The following is a 19,577-nucleotide window of genomic DNA, read 5'->3' as shown; positions in this document are numbered from 1 at the left end:
TTGATTTATAAAGACTTAATGACGTTGGCCGCGATATTGCTAAGCAACTCCTCATTATTCCAATCCCGTCCACCAGACGAATCTGGCCCCGAGGAGTTTCCATGAGCGAGTTGCGTTTCACTGAAGATCACGAATGGCTGCGCGCCGAAGCCGATGGCAGCGTCACCGTGGGTATCACCGCTTTTGCGCAGAACGCGCTGGGTGATGTGGTTTTCGTGCAACTGCCGGAGCTGCAGTCCTACGACAAGGGCGCCGAAGCGTCCACCGTTGAGTCGGTCAAGGCCGCCAGCGGCGTGTACATGCCGTTGGACGGTGAAGTCCTCGAAGTGAACGACAAGCTCGACGCCAGCCCGGAATTGGTCAACGAAGACCCGATGGGCGAAGGCTGGTTCTTCCGCTTTAAACCGGCCGATGCCGAGGCGGTCGCTAAACTGTTGGATCAGGACGCGTACGACCGTCTGATCAAAGCCAACGCCCAAGCCTGAGGAGCGCGCCATGACTGTTAATTTGAGCACCGCCAACGAATTCATCGCCCGCCACATCGGCCCGCGCCAGGAAGACGAGCAGCTCATGCTGGCGAGCCTGGGCTTTGACTCCCTGGAAGCCCTGAGCGCCAGCGTGATCCCGGAAAGCATCAAGGGCACCAGCGTGCTCGGCCTGGAAGACGGCCTCAGCGAAGCCGAGGCCCTGGCCAAGATCAAGACCATCGCCGGCCAGAACCAACTGTTCAAGACCTACATCGGCCAGGGCTACTACAACTGCCACACGCCGTCGCCGATCCTGCGCAACCTGCTGGAAAACCCGGCCTGGTACACCGCCTACACCCCGTACCAGCCAGAGATTTCCCAGGGCCGCCTGGAAGCGCTGCTGAACTTCCAGACCCTGATCAGCGACCTCACCGGCCTGCCGATCGCCAACGCGTCGTTGCTCGACGAAGCCACCGCCGCCGCCGAAGCCATGACCTTCTGCAAGCGCCTGAGCAAGAACAAGGGCAGCAATGCCTTCTTCGCCTCGATCCACAGCCACCCGCAGACCCTCGACGTACTGCGCACCCGTGCCGAGCCCCTGGGCATCGACGTAGTGGTCGGCGATGAGCGCGAACTGAGCGACGTCAGCGCATTCTTTGGCGCCCTGCTGCAATACCCGGCCAGCAACGGTGATGTGTTCGACTACCGCGAGCTGACCGAACGCTTCCACGCCGCCAACGCCCTGGTGGCGGTGGCCGCCGACCTGCTGGCCCTGACCCTGCTGACCCCGCCGGGTGAGTTCGGTGCCGACGTGGCCATCGGCAGCGCACAACGCTTCGGCGTGCCGCTGGGCTTCGGCGGCCCGCACGCGGCGTACTTCTCCACCAAGGATGCGTTCAAGCGCGACATGCCGGGCCGGCTGGTCGGTGTCTCCGTCGACCGTTTCGGCAAGCCGGCACTGCGCCTGGCCATGCAGACCCGCGAGCAACATATCCGCCGCGAGAAGGCCACGAGTAACATCTGTACTGCCCAGGTGCTGCTGGCCAACATCGCCAGCATGTATGCCGTGTACCACGGCCCCAAAGGCCTGACGCAGATTGCCCAGCGCGTGCACCAGCTCACCGCGATCCTGGCCAGCGGCCTGACCGCCCTGGGCCTGAAAGTCGAGCAGGAACACTTCTTCGACACCCTGACCCTCAACACCGGCGCCCAAACCGCGGCCCTGCACGACAAGGCGCGCGCCCAGCGCATCAACCTGCGTGTGGTGGATGCCGGGCGTGTCGGCCTGTCGGTCGACGAAACCACCACCCAGGCCGATATCGAGACCCTGTGGTCGATCTTCGCCGATGGCAAGGCCCTGCCGGACTTCGCCGCCAAGGTGGAAAGCCGCCTGCCTGCCGCGCAACTGCGCCAGTCACCAATCCTCAGCCACCCGGTGTTCAACCGTTATCACTCGGAAACCGAGCTGATGCGCTACCTGCGCAAGCTGGCCGACAAGGACCTGGCCCTGGACCGCACCATGATCCCGCTGGGCTCGTGCACCATGAAGCTCAACGCCGCCAGCGAAATGATCCCGGTGACCTGGGCCGAGTTCGGTGCCCTGCACCCCTTCGCCCCAGCCTCGCAAAGCGCCGGCTACCTGCAGCTGACGTCCGAGCTGGAAGCCATGCTCTGCGCGGCCACCGGTTATGACGCAATCTCGCTGCAACCGAACGCCGGTTCCCAGGGCGAGTACGCCGGCCTGCTGGCGATTCGTGCGTATCACCAGAGCCGTGGCGAAGCACGTCGCGACATCTGCCTGATCCCGTCGTCGGCCCACGGCACCAACCCGGCTACCGCCAACATGGCCGGTATGCGCGTCGTGGTCACCGCGTGCGATGCACGTGGCAACGTCGACATCGAAGACCTGCGCGCCAAGGCCATCGAGCACCGCGAGCACCTCGCCGCGCTGATGATCACCTACCCGTCGACCCACGGCGTGTTCGAAGAAGGCATCCGCGAAATCTGCGCGATCATTCACGACAACGGCGGCCAGGTGTACATCGACGGCGCCAACATGAACGCGATGGTCGGCCTGTGCGCACCGGGCAAGTTCGGTGGCGACGTGTCCCACCTGAACCTGCACAAGACCTTCTGCATTCCACACGGCGGTGGCGGCCCGGGCGTCGGCCCGATTGGCGTCAAGTCGCACCTCACGCCATTCCTGCCGGGCCATGCGGCCATGGAACGCAAGGAGGGCGCGGTGTGCGCGGCGCCGTTCGGCAGCGCGAGCATTTTGCCGATCACCTGGATGTACATCAGCATGATGGGCGGCGCGGGCCTCAAGCGCGCTTCGCAGCTGGCGATCCTGAATGCCAACTACATTTCCCGTCGCCTGGAAGAGCACTACCCAGTGCTCTACACCGGCAGCAATGGCCTGGTGGCCCACGAGTGCATCCTCGACCTGCGCCCACTGAAGGACAGCAGCGGCATCAGCGTGGATGACGTGGCCAAGCGCCTGATCGACTTCGGCTTCCACGCGCCGACCATGTCGTTCCCGGTGGCCGGCACGCTGATGATCGAGCCGACCGAGAGCGAATCCAAGGAAGAACTGGATCGCTTCTGCAACGCGATGATCGCCATCCGCGAAGAAATCCGCGCGGTGGAAAACGGCACCCTGGACAAGGACGACAACCCGCTGAAAAACGCCCCGCACACCGCAGCGGAACTGGTCGGCGAATGGAGCCACCCATACAGCCGTGAACAAGCGGTGTACCCGGTTGCTTCGCTGATCGAAAGCAAGTACTGGCCGCCGGTTGGCCGCGTCGACAACGTGTTTGGCGATCGCAACCTGGTCTGCGCTTGCCCGTCGATCGAGAGCTACGCGTAACCCGACGGCTACAACGCGGTCTTTGTGGGAGCTGGCTTTTGTGGGAGCTGGCTTGCCTGCGATGCAAGCACCTCGGTCTACCCAGTAGGCCAAGGTGATGCTATCGCAGGCAAGCCAGCTCCCACAAAAGCCTGGCTCCCACATTGGGCCGCGTACATCCGATCAATAATAAGAAACCGGAGAACAACCATGTCCCTTAGCGTGTTCGACCTGTTCAAGATTGGCATCGGCCCCTCCAGTTCCCACACCGTCGGCCCGATGCGCGCCGCCGCCCGTTTCGTCGAAGGGCTGCGCCGTGACGACCTGCTGGGCGCCACCACCGGCATCAAGGTGGAACTCTATGGCTCTCTCGGCGCCACCGGCAAAGGCCACGGCAGCGACAAGGCCGTGTTGCTGGGCCTGGAAGGCGAACACCCGGACACCGTGAATACCGAAACCGTGGCCGCGCGCCTGGCGCAGATGCGCAGCGACGGTCGCTTGAACCTGCTCGGTGAACACAGCATCGCGTTCAACGAGAAAGAACACCTGGCGATGATTCGCAAACCCCTGGCCTACCACCCCAACGGCATGATCTTTCGTGCCTTTGATGCGGCCGGTATCCAGATTCGCAGCCGCGAGTACTATTCGGTCGGCGGCGGTTTTGTCGTGGATGAAGACGCCGCCGGCGCCGACCGGATCGTCGAAGACGCCACGCCCCTGACCTTCCCGTTCAAGCACGCCAAGGATTTGCTCGGCCATTGCACCACCTACGGGTTGTCCATCAGCCAGGTGATGCTGACCAATGAAAGCGCCTGGCGCCCGGAAGCGGAAACCCGCGCCGGCTTGCTGAAGATCTGGCAAGTGATGCAGGACTGCGTGGCCGCCGGTTGTCGCAACGAGGGGATTCTGCCCGGCGGCTTGAAGGTCAAGCGCCGCGCTGCGGCCCTGCATCGGCAACTGTGCAAGCATCCTGAATCGGCGCTGCGCGACCCGTTGTCGGTGCTGGACTGGGTCAACCTGTACGCCCTGGCAGTCAACGAAGAAAACGCCAACGGCGGGCGTGTGGTCACCGCGCCCACCAACGGTGCGGCCGGGATCGTGCCGGCGGTGCTGCATTACTACATGCGCTTTATCCCCGGCGCGAACGAGGATGGTGTGGTGCGCTTTCTGCTCACCGCCGCCGCCATCGGCATTTTGTACAAGGAAAACGCCTCGATCTCCGGCGCCGAAGTCGGCTGCCAGGGTGAAGTCGGCGTGGCCTGCTCGATGGCCGCCGGCGCGCTGTGCGAAGTGCTGGGCGGCAGCGTCTCGCAAGTCGAAAACGCCGCCGAGATCGGCATGGAACACAACCTCGGCCTGACCTGTGACCCTATCGGCGGGCTGGTGCAGGTGCCCTGCATCGAACGCAACGCCATGGGCTCGGTCAAGGCCATCAATGCGGTGCGCATGGCCTTGCGCGGTGACGGGCAACACTTCGTCTCCCTCGACAAAGTCATCCGCACCATGCGCCAGACCGGCGCCGACATGAAAAGCAAATACAAGGAAACCGCCCGTGGCGGTTTGGCGGTCAACATTATCGAGTGCTGACGCCGACAAGCGCGCCAGCACGTTTTTCAGGAGCTGAATATGTCCACCGAAACCCTGTTGAAAACCCCGTTGCATGCCCTGCACCTCGAACTGGGCGCCCGCATGGTGCCGTTCGCCGGCTACGACATGCCGGTGCAATACCCGCTCGGCGTGATGAAGGAACACCTGCACACCCGTGACCAGGCCGGGCTGTTCGACGTGTCGCACATGGGCCAGATTCGCCTCACTGGCGCCAATGCCGCCAAGGCCCTGGAGACCCTGGTCCCAGTCGACATCATCGACCTGCCGGTGGGCATGCAGCGCTACGCGATGTTCACCAACGAGCAGGGCGGCATCCTCGACGACCTGATGGTGGCCAACCTGGGTAACGACGAGCTGTTCCTAGTGGTCAACGCCGCCTGCAAGGACCAGGACCTGGCCCACCTGCGCCAGCATATCGGCGACCAGTGCAGCATCGAGCCACTGTTCGAGGCGCGCGCCCTGCTCGCCCTGCAAGGCCCGGCGGCGGTCAAGGTGCTCGCGCGCCTGGCACCGGAAGTCACCGGGATGACCTTCATGCAGTTCGCCTCCCTGCGTTTGTTGGGCGTGGACTGCTACGTCAGCCGCTCCGGCTACACCGGTGAAGACGGCTTCGAGATTTCCGTGCCCGCCGCCAGCGCCGAAAGCCTGGCCCGCAGCCTGCTGGCCGAGACCGAAGTGCAGCCGATCGGCCTGGGCGCCCGTGACTCACTGCGCCTGGAAGCCGGCCTGTGCCTCTACGGCCACGACATGAACACCGAGACCACGCCGATCGAAGCCAGCCTGCTGTGGGCGATCTCCAAGGCCCGCCGTGCCGACGGCCCGCGTGCCGGTGGTTTCCCCGGCGCCGACCGCATCTTCAGCCAGCAGCAGGCCGGAGTGAAGCGCAAACGCGTTGGCCTGCTGCCACAAGAGCGCACACCGGTGCGTGAAGGCGCCGAGATCGTCGACGAACACGGCACCGTGGTTGGCAGTGTGTGCAGCGGTGGCTTTGGCCCGACACTGGGCGGCCCGCTGGCCATGGGTTATCTGGACAGTGCATTCGTCGCGCTCGACACCCAAGTATTCGCGCTGGTGCGTGGGAAAAAAGTGCCACTTCGTGTAAGCAAAATGCCATTTGTGCCACAGCGTTACTATCGTGGCTGATTGACTGTTCCTATAAGTAACGCGGTTGCGTTAACGTGCACTAAACTGTAACGCAACCGCCATAAAACAGTGCATTGACGATAGTCATTGTTATCAGCACCGGGCTATAACAAGTGAACAACTCTATCGAATAAGTCAGATCCCAAATGTTGACCGAAGTGTCATACAGCCAAGCAAAACCAAGGGCTTGCCCGGGGCTTGTTTTTTCTCCAGTAGTTGGCGTAGAGTTTGTTCACTGTGTTTGCATGGGTCGCTTGGAACCTGGACCTGGGCAGTAGCCAAAGTTTGCTACAACCCGTTCGACGTCTCTTACTTTCCTGCAACCCAGCCCAGTACTCTTTCATGTGAAAGGGGCTGTCATTAATTTTTAGCGTCAAGGAAATAAGAAAATGGCTGAACGTCAGAGCGGTACCGTCAAGTGGTTTAACGACGAGAAAGGGTTTGGTTTTATCACTCCAGAAAGCGGTCCGGATCTGTTCGTGCATTTCCGCGCTATTCAGGGCAACGGCTTCAAGAGCCTGAAAGAAGGCCAGAAAGTGACCTTCGTTGCCGTGCAAGGCCAGAAAGGCATGCAGGCTGACGAAGTACAAGCAGAAGGCTGATCCCTGCTGCGACAAAAAGCCCCTGATGGTGACATCAGGGGCTTTTTTATGTGCGTTTGCTCGTAAAATGGCTTTTTTCCCAAGAGAGCCTGCCATGTCCAAACCCTTGCTGAGCCCCCAAGGCGAATTCCCCGCCGTTGGCCTGGGCCGTCGTCTGGCAGCGATGTTCTATGACTTTCTGTTGTGCACGGCGCTGCTGATCGTCACGGCGTTCATCTACAAGCTGGTGTGGATGGCGTTTATCGGCGAAGCCAAGATGCGCACTCTCACCGAGTCCGGCGCGCTGGATGGGGATCCGTTGCTGTCGACGATTCTGTTTTTTGTGCTGTTCGGGTTTTTTGCCAAGTTCTGGACCCATTCGGGGCAGACGCTGGGCATGCAGGTGTGGGGTGTGCGCGTGCAGAACGCCGACGGCTCACGCATCAGCCTGTGGCAGGCGCTGCTGCGCTTTGTGGTGTCGATTGCGTCGTGGTTGTGCGTGGGGCTGGGGTTTATCTGGTCGCTGTTCGACAAGCGCAAGCGCAGCTGGCATGACATCTATTCCGACACCCAACTGGTGCAGATTCCGAAGAAAAAGAAGTAATCCGCAACGACGAAAATCAAATGTGGGCGCTGGCTTGCCTGCGATGCAAGCGCCTCGGTTTATCCAGCAGACCGAGGTGATGCCATCGCAGGCAAGCCAGCTCCCACATTTTTAACCGCGCCAGCTCAAGATCAGGCGTTGCCGGCCAGTTTCAGGCGCGCGGCCTGGGTGAAGTCCAACATGCGCTTGAGCGGGCGCACGGCGTGGGGGATCACCGAAGGCTCGACGAAGATCTCGTTACTGCCCTCACGCAGGCATTGCAGGGTGCGCTCCAGCGTGTTCATCGCCATCCATGGGCAGTGCGCGCAGCTGCGGCACGCCGCGCCATTACCGGCGGTTGGCGCTTCGACAAAGACCTTGTCCGGGCACAGCTGCTGCATCTTGTAGAAGATGCCGCGATCGGTCGCCACGATAAATGTCTTGTTCGGCAAACGCTGGGCCGCCGCGATCAACTGGCTGGTGGACCCCACGGCATCAGCCAGTTCAATCACCGACGTCGGCGACTCCGGGTGCACCAGGATCGCTGCGTCCGGGTACAGCGCCTTCATGTCTTCCAATTGCTTGGACTTGAACTCTTCGTGGACGATGCAGGCACCGTCCCACAGCAACATGTCGGCTCCGGTCTGGCGCTGGATATAGGTGCCCAGGTGTTTGTCCGGGCCCCAGATAATGGTTTCGCCGTTGTCCATCAGGCTTTCGACGATTTCCAGCGCGCAGCTGGACGTCACCACCCAATCAGCACGCGCCTTGACCGCCGCCGAGGTGTTGGCATACACCACCACGGTCCGCTCAGGGTGCTGGTCGCAGAACGCCGAAAACTCATCCACCGGGCAACCGAGGTCCAGGGAGCACGTGGCTTCCAGGGTCGGCATCAGGATGCGTTTTTCCGGTGTGAGGATTTTCGCGGTCTCGCCCATGAAACGCACGCCGGCGACCAATACGGTCTTGGCCGGGTGAGCGGCGCCGAAGCGCGCCATTTCCAGGGAATCTGAGACACAGCCACCGGTTTCTTCGGCCAGGGCCTGAATCACCGGGTCGCAGTAGAAGTGGGCAACCAGCACCGCGTCCTGAGCCTTGAGCTCGGCGGCGATGGCGGCACGCAGGCTCGCCTCCTCATCGGCGCTGAGGGCTTTAGGCTGCTTGGCGTCGAGGTGGGCTTGAACCAGTAGGCGTTCGGAAATTTGCGTCATGTTCGCAAGACCTGCAGGCGCAGTTGCGCGAAAGTCGAGTGTACCACCGGCTCTGGAACCCTACGGGCGCCGCCGGACGAAGTGATTGTGTTCATCAAGCACGGGTGAAGCTGCGCAAGGCTACAGAATATCGAATGGATTCAAAAGCCTAATCTGGGGCGGGAATGACGACGCGATTCACCTCCAGCACACGAGCCGGCAAGCCGGCTCGTGCACAAGGATCAGCGAACGAGGGCGGAAGGATCGTTCTGCAGCAGAACCGAGGCCTGCATGTTGGCCAGGGCGTCCTTTAACGTGGACTCTTCCAGGGCGTCCTTGGACTTTTTGCTTTCCTTGGCCGCGTACTCCAGCAGCACCAGGTAGTCACGCTGGACAGTGGCTTCCTTCGGCACGTTGGTCTCATCCACGAGCTTGCCCATCACGTATTGCTGCGTGCGGGTGTTCTGGCTGGCCGTTTGCGCGACCGAGGCGTTGGTCAGCAGGCCATCCTTGTAGGCGATGTTGGCAGAGCTGCTGGCCTTATCCTCCACCTGTATATAGAGATAATTCTGCGAGTTTGGATCGCCGCTCAGCTCAGGCGCCTTCCCCCCCTTGAGCCCCTTGTGGAAGCTGGCGGAAAGACTCGATTGCTGATCCTGGCTCACGCTGCGGTCCAGCGCGCTTTTGCCGCCGACGCGGGTCTTCTGCGACACGTCATAGGCGAAGCTGTCGACTTCAGAGGGGCGCATCGGGTTAGACGAATCGACCGCCTGTTTGATCGACGCCTTGAAGTCGGCCAGGCCCGTCAACAAGCCCTGGTCCGTCGGGTTGCGGGTCAGCGCCTCGGGGAGGCTCGCGCCCTGTGGATAGTTGCTGTTCAGGGCGCTGAAGGCGTCCTTGAACTGGGTCATCAGCTCGGCCTTGGCGCTGCCACGTTCCTGGGCACGGTCAAACTGGGCCAGGTAGCTTTTCAGCGCCTTGGCCTGTTGCTGCGCATTGCCAAGGATCGAGGCGTTTTTCAGGTCGACGCTCAGGTTGAGCTCGCCGCTCAGGCTGCTCATGCGCGTAGTACGGCTCTGGCTGTCGGCGTGAAAGGCCAGTTTCAGGTCAGGCCCGTTCAGCGTCTTGAGCGTGGTGTTGAGGTCCACCGACGCCAATACTTTGCTGTCAAATTGGGTCAGGTTGCCCAGGTCGAGTTTCGGCGGAACAGCGGTGAGCCCATCCGCCGCAGCCTGGAAGGCACTGCCCAGTTGGCCGACCGCCTTGAGTTCGTCGGCGCTCAGAGCACCGCCTTCGACGTTGGCCTGCACACCCAGGCCATCTTTCTGGCTGGACAGGCTGAAGGTCACGGTCTTGCCGCTGGCCGTCTTGATGCTGAGGCTGACCAGGTTGTCGGCTTTGCTGTGCAGCAAAGTTTGATCCGTCTTGATCTCGCCGGCGCTGTCCGCTCGATCGGCGCTCGCGTAAAGCACGGACTGAGAAATGCCCGCGCCATTCTTGGCGAACTGCTCAACCAGGCTGGCGCCCAGGCCATTGAAGCGGTTGGCAGTGGACGGCGAATTGAAGTTGGTATTGATCGCGCGGCTGAGTGTGTCCTGGCTGTCACTTTCCCAGGCACGCACAATGTCCTGGCCCGGCAATTGCCCGCGGCGGGAATAGGTATCGGCAAGGGTGTCGGACACGACGTTGCCCAAGTTGACCACCGACGAAGGCCGTGTGCTGACAACGCTGCTCTGCGGCGGCGTGACGGGTGACGGTTCCACTGGCCGAATCGGCAGCGAATTGGCGGAACTGATAGGTAACAGCGTACTCATGACGATCCCTGTCTTCGAATGTTTACCCTCTGATTTAAGCAAAGACGCAGGATGATTGACAGGGACAGCGGGGAAATTAGTAGCAAAGAGCCACGACGTTAATCTGACTCTTTGCTGTCTGGCGCGGATTAAAAGCGGTAAGTCACTGAACCGCCGAACCCATTGGCGCTATTTTCATACTTGGCGTCGTAGGTCAGGCCCAGTGCAGGTTGGGTCTGACGAACCTTGATCGGCTCTTCCTTCAAGTAGGAATACGCCACATCGAAAGTCAGGTTGTCGACTGGCGTCCAACCGGCCCCCAGGCTGAAAACCGTGCGGTCCCCTGTAGGAATGCGCACGGAGCGGTCGGTGTTGTTAGTCGGGGTCTGGTCAACCGAGAACCCGGTGCGCAATACCAGTTGCTTGTTGACGCGATACGCCGCGCCGATCGCATGGGACCAGGTGTCGTGCCAATGCTGCTGTTCGGTGATGGAGTCCAGGCCGGCGAGCTCACTGGTGATGTCCGATACACCGGTATTGTCGACGGTGATTTTCTTCAACTGGCTCCAGCGGGTGTAGGTGCTGCCCACGTACAGGGTCCAGTCATCCGTCAGTTGGTGAGTGACCGAGAAATCCACGGACGACGGTGTGGTGACGTTGAGCTTGGCGTCATAACGCTGCGAACCGCCGTCCAACAGATCAGAGAGCACCCCCGAGGCATTGGTATGGCCACTCAGGTGGTAGACGACTTGCGAGTGGTAGGTCACGCCGACGCGGGTAGAGTCCAATGCCTGCACCAGGATACCGGCGTTGAAACCTGTCGCAGTGTCGTCACCCTTGATCTTGACCGCCTCGGTGCCCAGGCCAAACGCTGGCACTTTGGAGTCGAGTTCGCCGTTGATTTTGTTGAACGTCGGCCCGAAACCCACCGAGACCTTGTCATTGAATGCGTAGCTGACCGTCGGCTGTACGGTGATGACCTGGACCTTGCTCTTGTTGCCGAAGGCGTTGCCCTGGAAGCTGTGTTCGTAATCGGTTACCAGGCCAAACGGCGCGTAGATCCCGAGGCCGAATGCCCAGTGTTCATCGATCGGCGTGACCAGATAGCCCATCGGCACGGCAATCCCAGGGACCATATCGCCTTTGTTGGTACCCGGGTTGTCGGCACCGCCTTGGGTCGAGCTGGCATCCTTGATGTTCGTCTTGGCATCGAGGTAGGTCGCCCCGATGCTCACTTCATTCTGCTTGAGGCGGGACATGCCGGCCGGGTTGCCGAACACCGTACTGGCATCGTCGGCAGAGGAGGAACGACCGGCGTAGCCCGTGCCCATTGAACTGATGCTTTGTTCGTTGAGCGCGAAACCACCGGCGAACAGCGGGGTGGAGGCAAGTGAAACGGCGAGCGCCAAGGCGCCTTTAAGAGTTTTGTTATTCATTATTAGGACTCGAATTATGGGGCAGCGACGAGGAAGCTACCAACGTTCGAGCGAGCGGTTTATGAAGAGTTTTTCATCTGCTGGATTGTCAGACAATCCTAGGTATTTCAAAGACTTTGGTCGATTTTTCGCGTCTATTTCTGACCTCCTGACCCGAATCTGACCCGCCGGTTCCAGGCAGCCAACGCGGGCCATTGGCTGCCCGGCAATCTTATGGATTCCAGTATCTGTTCGCCGCCGCAATCGTCGCAAATTCGGTGGCTACCACCTGGCCAATGCTGATCAGCATGGCGGCGTCATTGGCGTACACATCGCGCAAGCGGCCACGTACCGCCTCGTCGGGCTGCGTGGCCTTGATGACCAGCCGGGACATCTTGATGGCGAGTTCGCGCCCTTCTTCAGGCGTCGCGGTGATCAGGGAATTGTTCGGTATCAAACTCATCAGGGTGTGCCTTTTTATAGGTTGCATGGACCGTGGATTGGCTTTCGCCACGCCACGGCCGAGGACGGTGGGTTCATGGTGCGCAACTTCACCTGCCCGGTGGGCAGCGTGGTGCGCGAGGAGCAGTGCGTGTGCCGGGCGATGGCGGGCTTCTTTTCCGAGGCGACAGGCTGCCCGGCTACAGAACAGTGCTTGCGCGAAGATCGGCTGATCTGCGAGTACTTTATCGAGCAGATACCCACAGCGTGCCCCTGAAGTCGCGGAGGGTGCAGCGCGAGCCTGCGCGCCTTTGTACCTGGCGGTTGTGAAGGCGCGCCGCCAAGGTTAATATTGAGAATAATTCCCATTAGTCCGCTCGGGTACTGAACCCGACGACGGAGTGCGCTTGCGTCATGCCCATCTCTCCAGATCTGTCCAATGTCGGCTGGCTCTACCAAGAGCATCATGGTTGGGTGCGCGCCTGGCTGAACAAGAAGCTGGGTAATTCGAGTGATGCCGCCGAGTTGGCGCATGACGTATTCGTGCGATTGCTGAGCAAGCCCAAGGCGTTTGACAGTGAAGGCCATGCACGTGCTTACCTCAGCGCCATGTCGCGGCATGTCTGCGTGGACTTCTGGCGGCGCCAACGGGTTGAACGCGCGTGGCTGGAGGTGCTGTCCAGTCGCCCAGAGCATTGCATGCCATCGGAAGAGCACCGTGCGATGGTGCTTGAGGCCCTGCAACAGGTCCAGACCATGTTGGAACGCTTGCCGTCGAAAGTAGCCGAGGCATTCCTGCTCGCGCAACTGCAGGGGTTGAGTTACCAGGCCATCGGTGAGCGACTGGGTGTCAGCGCGCGGACCGTCACCCATTACATGGCCAAGGCCATGTTTCAGTGCCTGCTGCTCGAAGCAGAACTGGACGAGGCCCTGAGCTGAATCATGCCCGTGTCCAAGCCCGATCATCACACGCTGCAGGAAGCCGCCGACTGGTTCGCCCGCCTGAGTAGCGCGCCCAACGATGCTGCGCAGCTGGAAGCCTGGCAACGTTGGTTGGCGCGCAGTGACAGTCATCAGCAGGCCTGGCGCTACGTGGAGCGGGTCAGCCAGCGCTTCGCGCCGCTGCAGGGTGATGCCGATACCGCCAGCCGCACCTTGCAATCACTGCAACATTCGCCCCGGTCCCGCCGCCAGGTGCTGCGCAGCTTGTCGATCATCAGCGGCGGGCTGCTGCTGGGAGGACTGGCCTGGCGCCATGGCGCATTGACCCAGCAACTGCTGGCCTGGCAGGCCGGCTATCGCACCGTCACCGGGCAAATCCTCGAACGCCGCCTGGCCGATGGCTCGCGTATCTGGCTCAACAGCGCCACCGCGCTGGACGTTGATATGAATAAAGGGCAACGCAGCATCCGCTTGTATCAGGGTGAGGTAATGATCGCGACCGCGGCCGACCCTCGCCCGTTTGTAGTGACGACCGCCCAGGGCAGCCTTACCCCACTGGGCACTCGATTCAGCGTGCGTGAGCAGGCATCACGCACTCAACTCAATGTGTATGAAGGGGCGGTGCAGGCGCGGTGCATCGACACGCCCCAGGTACGTGTGGCCGCGGCTGGCGAACGCCTGTGGTTCGATACGCAGCGCATCAGCGAAACAACACCGGCGCAGCTTGAACGCCAAGCCTGGACGCGCGGGGTGTTGCCGGCAGAAGACATGCCGTTGGAGGAGTTTATTCACGAATTGGCCAACTATCGCCGTGGGCACCTGGGCGTCGACCCGCGTGTCGCCCAGTTACGCGTGATGGGCACATTTCCCCTGCACGACACCGACCAGGCCCTGGCGATGCTCGAAGGCGTGTTGCCGGTTCGTATCGAACAGACCTTTGCGGGCTGGACGACGGTGAAGCCTCGCTAATTTTTTCCGACGCCACTTCCTGATTTTAATTCTCATTCGATTTAGCTAGTGACATGGCCGCGAGCCACCTCTACAAGGACCCTCAAGATGTCACTCAGCCCTCATCTTCCGCTGCATCTTTTCGCCTGCTCGGCCGCCCTCGCCCTGGCCAGCGTCAGCCCCATCGCCTGGGCCGAGGAGCAACATTACGAAATCGCCGCCGGGCCATTGGCGACCCAATTGAACCTGCTCTCAGCCCAGGCCGGTATTTACCTGGCTGCCGATGCCGCACTGACGGCCGGAAAAACCAGCCATGCCCTCAGCGGCAACTACTCCATCGAGCAGGCCTTGCAGATATTGCTGCTGAACACGGGCCTCACTGCGGTGCAGTTGGGCGGCCAACGCTACCAATTGCAGGCAGCGCCCAGCGAGGCCTCACGACTGGAGTTGAGCAGCACGACCATCTCCGGCAAGGCCCCCGGCTCGACCACTGAAGGCACCGGTTCCTACACCGCCTACTCCTCCAGCAGCTCGACCCGGCTTAACCTGACCCAGAAGCAAACCCCGCAATCGGTCACAGTGATGACCCGCCAGCGCCTGGATGACCAGAAACTCAACAACCTGACGGACGTGCTTGAAGCCAGCCCCGGCATCGCGGTGACTCGCGCGGGCCTGGGCACCGAGAATGACAGCTACTGGTCCCGGGGTTTCCAGATCCAGAACTTCGAGATTGACGGCGTGCCCACCTCCACGCGCATGGACAATTACACCCAAAGCACCGCAATGTACGACCGGGTAGAGATCGTACGCGGCGCTACCGGCCTGATCAGTGGGATGGGCAACCCCTCGGCGACTATCAACCTGATCCGTAAACGCCCGACAGCGCAAGCCCAGGTCAGCCTCACTGCAGAAGCCGGCAGTTGGGACCGCTATGGCACGGGCGTCGATGTCTCCGGCCCACTGACTGAAACCGGCACTGTTCGCGGCCGGCTGGTGGTGGACTACAAGACCGAGCAGGCCTGGATCGACCGCTTCAAGCAAGACTCGCAATTAATCTACGGCATCAGCGAGTTCGACCTCAGCGATTCAACCCTGTTGACCGCAGGCTTCAGCTACCAGAAGACCCAAGTTGATTCGCCCCTGCGCGGCGGCTACCAGACGCTGTTCAGCAACGGCGAGAAAACCCATGCCCAACGCTCGCTCAATACCGCACCGAAATGGTCCTACAACGATCACGACCAGACCAACTACTTCACCGGCATCGAGCATCAATTCGATAACGGCTGGAGCGGCAAGATCGAGTACGGCCACACTGAGAACAAGTTCGACGAGTTTTTCTCCTTTACCATCGGCAGCCTCGACCAGGCCACTGGTTCGGGTGGCACCCTGCTGCCTGTACGTTGGTCGGGCACACCACGCCAGGACAACCTGGACGCCTACCTCACCGGCCCGTTCTCGGCATTCGGCCGTGAACACGAGCTGATCACCGGCATTACCGCGACCGACTACGAAGAACACACCCCCAACTACGGGGATTGGCTACGCGACTATGGCTTCCAGGTGCCTGACTACCGCACCTGGAACGGCGACTCGCCAAAGCCGGCGACGCCGGTACTCGGCAAGGGCAGCATCCGCGAGAAGCAATATGCCGCCTACCTGACTTCACGCCTGCACATCACTGACGACTTGAGCCTGATCCTCGGCGGGCGCTTGACCGACTGGAAGCGTGACACCGACACCAACGTGTATGGTGAAGGCACCTCCTCGGTCAAGGAACGCGAAACAGGCGTCTTTATTCCCTATGCCGGCGTGGTCTACGACCTGGATGAAAATTGGGCGTTGTATGCCAGCTACACCAAGATCTTCAATCCGCAGGCGTCCTACGTGCGCGACATCAACCGCAAGGCCTTGCCGCCCCTGGAGGGCAAAGGCTATGAAGTGGGGATCAAGGGCAGCTTCTACGACGAACAGTTGAACGCCAGCCTGGCACTGTTCCAACTCGAACAGGACAACCTCGCTGTCTGGCAATCGGATACCCAGGCCTACCGCATCGAGCAAAGCGCCAAGACCCAAGGGGTCGAGCTGGAAATCAATGGTGAATTGGCCGAAGGCTGGCAGGCATCTGCCGGCTATGCCTACAGCGTCACCACCGATGCGGACGACAAACGCATCGTCACTACCCTGCCTCGGCATATGTTCAAGACGTTCACCTCATATCGCTTGCCAGGCGTGCTGGACAAAGTGACGGTGGGTGGCGGGGTCAATTGGCAGACCAAGACCGGCGAAGATTTGCACTATTACCAGCAGGGCAGCTACGCCGTGGCCAACCTGATGGCGCGTTACGACTTCTCGAAAAACCTCAGTGCCACCGTCAACCTGAACAACGTGTTCGACCGCGAGTACTACGCACGCGTTTATTCAGAAGGGATGTATGGCGCGCCGCGTAATGTCATGACCAGCCTGAAGTACAACTTCTGAGGCGTTGGCCCTCGCCTGATAGCCAGGCGAGGGCTGCTCATAAAGTGGGCTGCGAGAGAATGGATTTCTTGCGGGCAAAAAAAAACCCGGAAATCCTCACTTGCGTGGGCCTTCCGGATTTTCTAAACCGCCAAAAATGGTGGGTCGTGTGGGATTCGAACCTACGACCAATTGGTTAAAAGCCAACTGCTCTACCAACTGAGCTAACGACCCGCTGTGTGGTGGCGCGTATAATACTGATTTCTAAGGATTATTCAACACCTTATTTGAAATAAATCAGAAATAACGCGTTGGGTCCGCAATTCCGGCCGCTTGGAAGCCCTCTGCGCGCAGTCGGCAGCTGTCACACTTCCCACAAGCACGGCCGTCATCGTCTGCCTGATAGCAGGAAACAGTCAGCGAATAATCGACGCCAAGTCCTACACCAGCCTTCACAATATCGGCCTTGCTGAGGTTTTGCAGCGGCGCGAGGATACGGAACCCCTGCCCTTCTACCCCGGCTTTGGTCGCCAGGTTGGCCATGCGCTCGAACGACTCGACGAACTCTGGGCGACAGTCCGGGTAACCGGAATAATCCACCGCGTTGACGCCGATAAAGATGTCGCGGGCGTTCAGCACTTCAGCCCAACCCAGGGCCAGGGACAGGAACACGGTATTGCGTGCCGGTACATAAGTCACCGGGATGCCTTCGCTCGGTGCTTCTGGCACATCGATGCTGCTGTCGGTCAAGGCCGAGCCACCGATGCCATTGAGGTTCAGGCCGATCACCTTGTGCTCGGCAACCCCCATGTCCCGCGCGACACGCGCAGCGGCGTTCAACTCGGCGCGATGGCGCTGGCCGTAGTCAAAGCTCATGGTGTAGCAGGTGTAACCTTCAGCCTGCGCCATCGCCACCACCGTGGCGGAGTCGAGGCCGCCGGAAAGCAGGATTACCGCGCGTTTTTGATCCATGGTGTGTTCAGTCATATCAGCGTCCTGGCTCGTCGTTCCAAAGGTATTTATGCAACTGCAATTGCAGGCGCACCGGTAGATTGTCCGCAACCACCCAATCGGCGAGGTCACGCGCATTCAAGTCATGGTGGCTGGGGGAGAACAGCACCTCGCCCGCGCGACGGTCCAGGCCATACTGGATCAACTTGGAGTTCGCCCAGTCGTAATCTTCACGGGAGCAAATGACGAACTTGACCTGGTCGTTGGCCGTCAGCAGGTCGATGTTCTCATAGCGGTTGCGGTGCGCTTCCTTGGAGCCTGGGGTCTTCAGGTCGACTACGCGGCTCACGCGCGGGTCCACCGCTGAGATATCCAAGGCGCCACTGGTTTCCAGGGACACCTCGTAACCGGCATCACACAGCTGTTTGAGCAACGGGATGGCATTGGGTTGCGCCAGCGGCTCGCCGCCCGTCACGCAGACGTAGCGCGGCCGGTAACCGGCAACCTGCTCAAGGATGTCTTCGAGGGTGCGCACCGTACCGCCACTGAAGGCGTAGGCGCTGTCACAGTATTGGCAACGCAACGGGCAACCGGTCAGCCGCACAAAGACTGTGGGCAGGCCAGCGGTGCGCGTTTCACCCTGCAACGAGTAAAAAACTTCGGTGATACGTAATGTGTCTTGCATAGTCGCCACGGGCGTAACAGCTAAACAGGCTGTCCGCCTCCGTCAGGCACTTCAAGGGACCCCGCCAACGCGTAGACCCCAAAAAGCGTGTTTCATAAAAGGGCGTGGATTCTAACGAAAAAACCCGCGACAGGCGCGGGTTTCTTCTAAACGGACAGCATCGCTTACAAGCGTTGCAGATCCCGTTGCGCCAACTGGGCAGCGGAAGTCCCCGGATACTGGGCGACAACCTGCTGCAGAATGCCTTTGACCTTGTCGGTATGACCCAGGCGGCGTTCTACGTCGGCGAGTTTGTACAGCGAATCAGGCACCTTGGCGTGCTTGGGGTACAGTTGGCTGACCTTGGCAAATGCCTGGCCGGCGCCCTGCAGATCACCCTTGGCCAGGTTGACCTCACCCAACCAGTATTGGGCATTGCCCGCGTACTGGCTGTTCGGGTACTTGCGCAGGAATGCGGTAAAGGCCTGGCTGGCCTTATCGAAATCCTTGGCTTTGATCAGGTCGAAAGCGGCATCGTAATACAGCTTTTCCTTGGCCGGATCACCCGGTTCGCTGCTGGCGGCAGGGGCGGCAGCCGCGGCCCCTGCTGCTGCACCACCGGCAGCAGCGCTTGGCGCGCCACCGGTAGAAGAATTATCAGGAGTAGCGGCAGGTGTAACGCCGGCTCCTATACGTCGGTCAAGATCCTGGTAACGCTCCAGGCCTTCTTGCTTCAGCTGGTTCACCTGATTTTGCAGTACTTCAATCGTGCCTTGCTGCTGCGACAATTGATCCTGCATGCGTTGCAGCTGGTTGAACAGTTCGCCCTGTGCCGAGGGAGCGGACGTAGCCGCTCCCCCCGCATAGGCGCCGTTCGTGCCATAACCTGCTGGCGGATAGCTGCTCCCGCTATTGTTATAGCCAGAGTTGCTATCTTCCACAGGAACCGCAGCCCACACCGCAAGCGGGGCGAGGCTGAGAGCCAATACAGTTAGAGCACGACGGCACGTTCGCATGACGAATTACTTACGCAGTTCGACGCGACGGTTTTGAGCCCAGGACTGCTCGTCGTGGCCAGTAGCAACTGGACGCTCTTTACCGTAGGAAACCAGTTCCAGTTGGCCTGGAGCAACACCTTGCAGTACCAGGTAGCGCTGAACGGCTTTCGCACGACGCTCGCCCAGTGCCATGTTGTACTCACGAGTACCACGTTCGTCGGTGTTACCTTCCAGAACAACGCGAGCGCCGTTAGCTTTCAGGTCCTTCGCGTGAACGTCCAGAGCGCGCATGGCTTCTGGCTTCAGGTCCGAACTGTCGTATTCGAAGTAGAAAGTGGTGATAGCGCGCAGAGCAGCTTCTTCGCTCAGGGAGCCGTCAACTGCACCAGTGTTAGCGCCGTAACCAGCGTTTGGATCAACAGCTGCGCCTTCACCGGCATTGTCGCCGCCTTTAGACGAGCAACCAACGGCTACGGACAGAGCCAGAGCCAGAGCAGCAAACTTACCAAACTTCAGCATTTCCATCGTGAAACTCCTAATGAACCCCA

General features: G+C 60.7%; 18 protein-coding genes and 1 tRNA gene. 10 read left to right on the top strand and 9 right to left on the bottom strand.

The genetic code is table 11. The features are described 5' to 3' along the window. Positions 1–101 precede the first annotated feature (101 nt). The 6 genes from gcvH to AC07OJ_RS26455 all read left to right on the top strand — a co-directional run bounded on the left by gcvH (position 102) and on the right by AC07OJ_RS26455 (position 7,251). Complete coding sequence (gene gcvH / locus AC07OJ_RS26480; protein ID WP_065908891.1) at positions 102–485, top strand: glycine cleavage system protein GcvH; 384 nt, start codon at positions 102–104, stop codon at positions 483–485. A 10-nt stretch (positions 486–495) separates the two neighbouring features. Beyond that, complete coding sequence (gcvP, locus tag AC07OJ_RS26475) at positions 496–3,336, top strand: aminomethyl-transferring glycine dehydrogenase (RefSeq protein ID WP_495095486.1); 2,841 nt, start codon at positions 496–498, stop codon at positions 3,334–3,336. A 189-nt stretch (positions 3,337–3,525) separates the two neighbouring features. Then, a complete protein-coding gene (locus AC07OJ_RS26470; RefSeq protein WP_065908886.1) occupies positions 3,526–4,902 on the top strand; it encodes an L-serine ammonia-lyase in 1,377 nt (458 codons plus the stop codon). A gap of 39 nt (positions 4,903–4,941) precedes the next feature. After that, on the top strand, positions 4,942–6,066 hold the full coding sequence (gcvT, locus tag AC07OJ_RS26465) for a glycine cleavage system aminomethyltransferase GcvT (RefSeq protein WP_315414894.1): 1,125 nt from the start codon (positions 4,942–4,944) through the stop codon (positions 6,064–6,066). A 389-nt stretch (positions 6,067–6,455) separates the two neighbouring features. Continuing rightward, the gene (locus AC07OJ_RS26460; RefSeq protein WP_003365337.1) at positions 6,456–6,668 is read left to right on the top strand and encodes a cold-shock protein; all 213 of its coding nucleotides are present in this window, start codon (positions 6,456–6,458) and stop codon (positions 6,666–6,668) included. Between the two features lie 94 nt (positions 6,669–6,762). Beyond that, entirely contained in the window at positions 6,763–7,251 is a 489-nt protein-coding gene (locus AC07OJ_RS26455) for an RDD family protein (RefSeq protein ID WP_065908882.1), read from the top strand. A gap of 131 nt (positions 7,252–7,382) precedes the next feature. Here the strand turns inward: AC07OJ_RS26455 and nadA are convergent, their stop codons facing one another. The 4 genes from nadA to AC07OJ_RS26435 all read right to left on the bottom strand — a co-directional run bounded on the left by nadA (position 7,383) and on the right by AC07OJ_RS26435 (position 12,091). Continuing rightward, positions 7,383–8,441: a quinolinate synthase NadA gene (gene nadA / locus AC07OJ_RS26450; protein WP_016973251.1), complete on the bottom strand. Its 1,059-nt coding sequence runs from the start codon at positions 8,439–8,441 to the stop codon at positions 7,383–7,385. Positions 8,442–8,662: 221 nt separating this feature from the next. Then, positions 8,663–10,234 (bottom strand): lactate dehydrogenase, encoded by a 1,572-nt coding sequence (locus AC07OJ_RS26445; protein ID WP_495095485.1) that lies wholly within the window; start codon positions 10,232–10,234, stop codon positions 8,663–8,665. 128 nt (positions 10,235–10,362) lie between these two features. After that, entirely contained in the window at positions 10,363–11,649 is a 1,287-nt protein-coding gene (locus tag AC07OJ_RS26440) for an OmpP1/FadL family transporter (RefSeq protein WP_495095484.1), read from the bottom strand. A 211-nt stretch (positions 11,650–11,860) separates the two neighbouring features. Beyond that, positions 11,861–12,091, bottom strand: a complete 231-nt coding sequence (locus AC07OJ_RS26435; protein ID WP_065908878.1) for a hexameric tyrosine-coordinated heme protein — start codon at positions 12,089–12,091, stop codon at positions 11,861–11,863. Positions 12,092–12,166: 75 nt separating this feature from the next. Between AC07OJ_RS26435 and AC07OJ_RS26430 the strand changes: the two genes are divergently transcribed. From AC07OJ_RS26430 to AC07OJ_RS26415, 4 genes are all read left to right on the top strand, one after another. Next, a complete protein-coding gene (locus tag AC07OJ_RS26430) occupies positions 12,167–12,346 on the top strand; it encodes a helix-turn-helix domain-containing protein (protein WP_065908876.1) in 180 nt (59 codons plus the stop codon). A gap of 137 nt (positions 12,347–12,483) precedes the next feature. Continuing rightward, positions 12,484–13,008, top strand: a complete 525-nt coding sequence (locus AC07OJ_RS26425) for a sigma-70 family RNA polymerase sigma factor (RefSeq protein WP_495095483.1) — start codon at positions 12,484–12,486, stop codon at positions 13,006–13,008. Positions 13,009–13,011: 3 nt separating this feature from the next. Further along, entirely contained in the window at positions 13,012–13,980 is a 969-nt protein-coding gene (locus tag AC07OJ_RS26420; protein WP_201145793.1) for a FecR domain-containing protein, read from the top strand. An 87-nt stretch (positions 13,981–14,067) separates the two neighbouring features. Further along, positions 14,068–16,437, top strand: a complete 2,370-nt coding sequence (locus tag AC07OJ_RS26415) for a TonB-dependent siderophore receptor (protein ID WP_495095482.1) — start codon at positions 14,068–14,070, stop codon at positions 16,435–16,437. Between the two features lie 137 nt (positions 16,438–16,574). Here the strand turns inward: AC07OJ_RS26415 and AC07OJ_RS26410 are convergent. The 5 genes from AC07OJ_RS26410 to pal form a co-directional block, all read right to left on the bottom strand. Beyond that, a tRNA-Lys gene (locus AC07OJ_RS26410) sits at positions 16,575–16,650 on the bottom strand. 63 nt (positions 16,651–16,713) lie between these two features. Continuing rightward, positions 16,714–17,388, bottom strand: coding sequence for a 7-cyano-7-deazaguanine synthase QueC (gene queC / locus AC07OJ_RS26405; protein ID WP_162946163.1), 675 nt, complete (start codon positions 17,386–17,388; stop codon positions 16,714–16,716). A 16-nt stretch (positions 17,389–17,404) separates the two neighbouring features. Further along, entirely contained in the window at positions 17,405–18,052 is a 648-nt protein-coding gene (queE, locus tag AC07OJ_RS26400; protein WP_106802748.1) for a 7-carboxy-7-deazaguanine synthase QueE, read from the bottom strand. Between the two features lie 164 nt (positions 18,053–18,216). Next, the gene (ybgF, locus tag AC07OJ_RS26395; RefSeq protein ID WP_120449725.1) at positions 18,217–19,047 is read right to left on the bottom strand and encodes a tol-pal system protein YbgF; all 831 of its coding nucleotides are present in this window, start codon (positions 19,045–19,047) and stop codon (positions 18,217–18,219) included. Positions 19,048–19,053: 6 nt separating this feature from the next. Further along, on the bottom strand, positions 19,054–19,554 hold the full coding sequence (gene pal, locus AC07OJ_RS26390) for a peptidoglycan-associated lipoprotein Pal (protein ID WP_003209827.1): 501 nt from the start codon (positions 19,552–19,554) through the stop codon (positions 19,054–19,056). Positions 19,555–19,577 lie beyond the last annotated feature (23 nt).

The organism is Pseudomonas sp. GW821-FHT09C08 (genome assembly GCF_059418125.1).
This window is presented reverse-complemented; position numbering and strand designations above follow the sequence as displayed.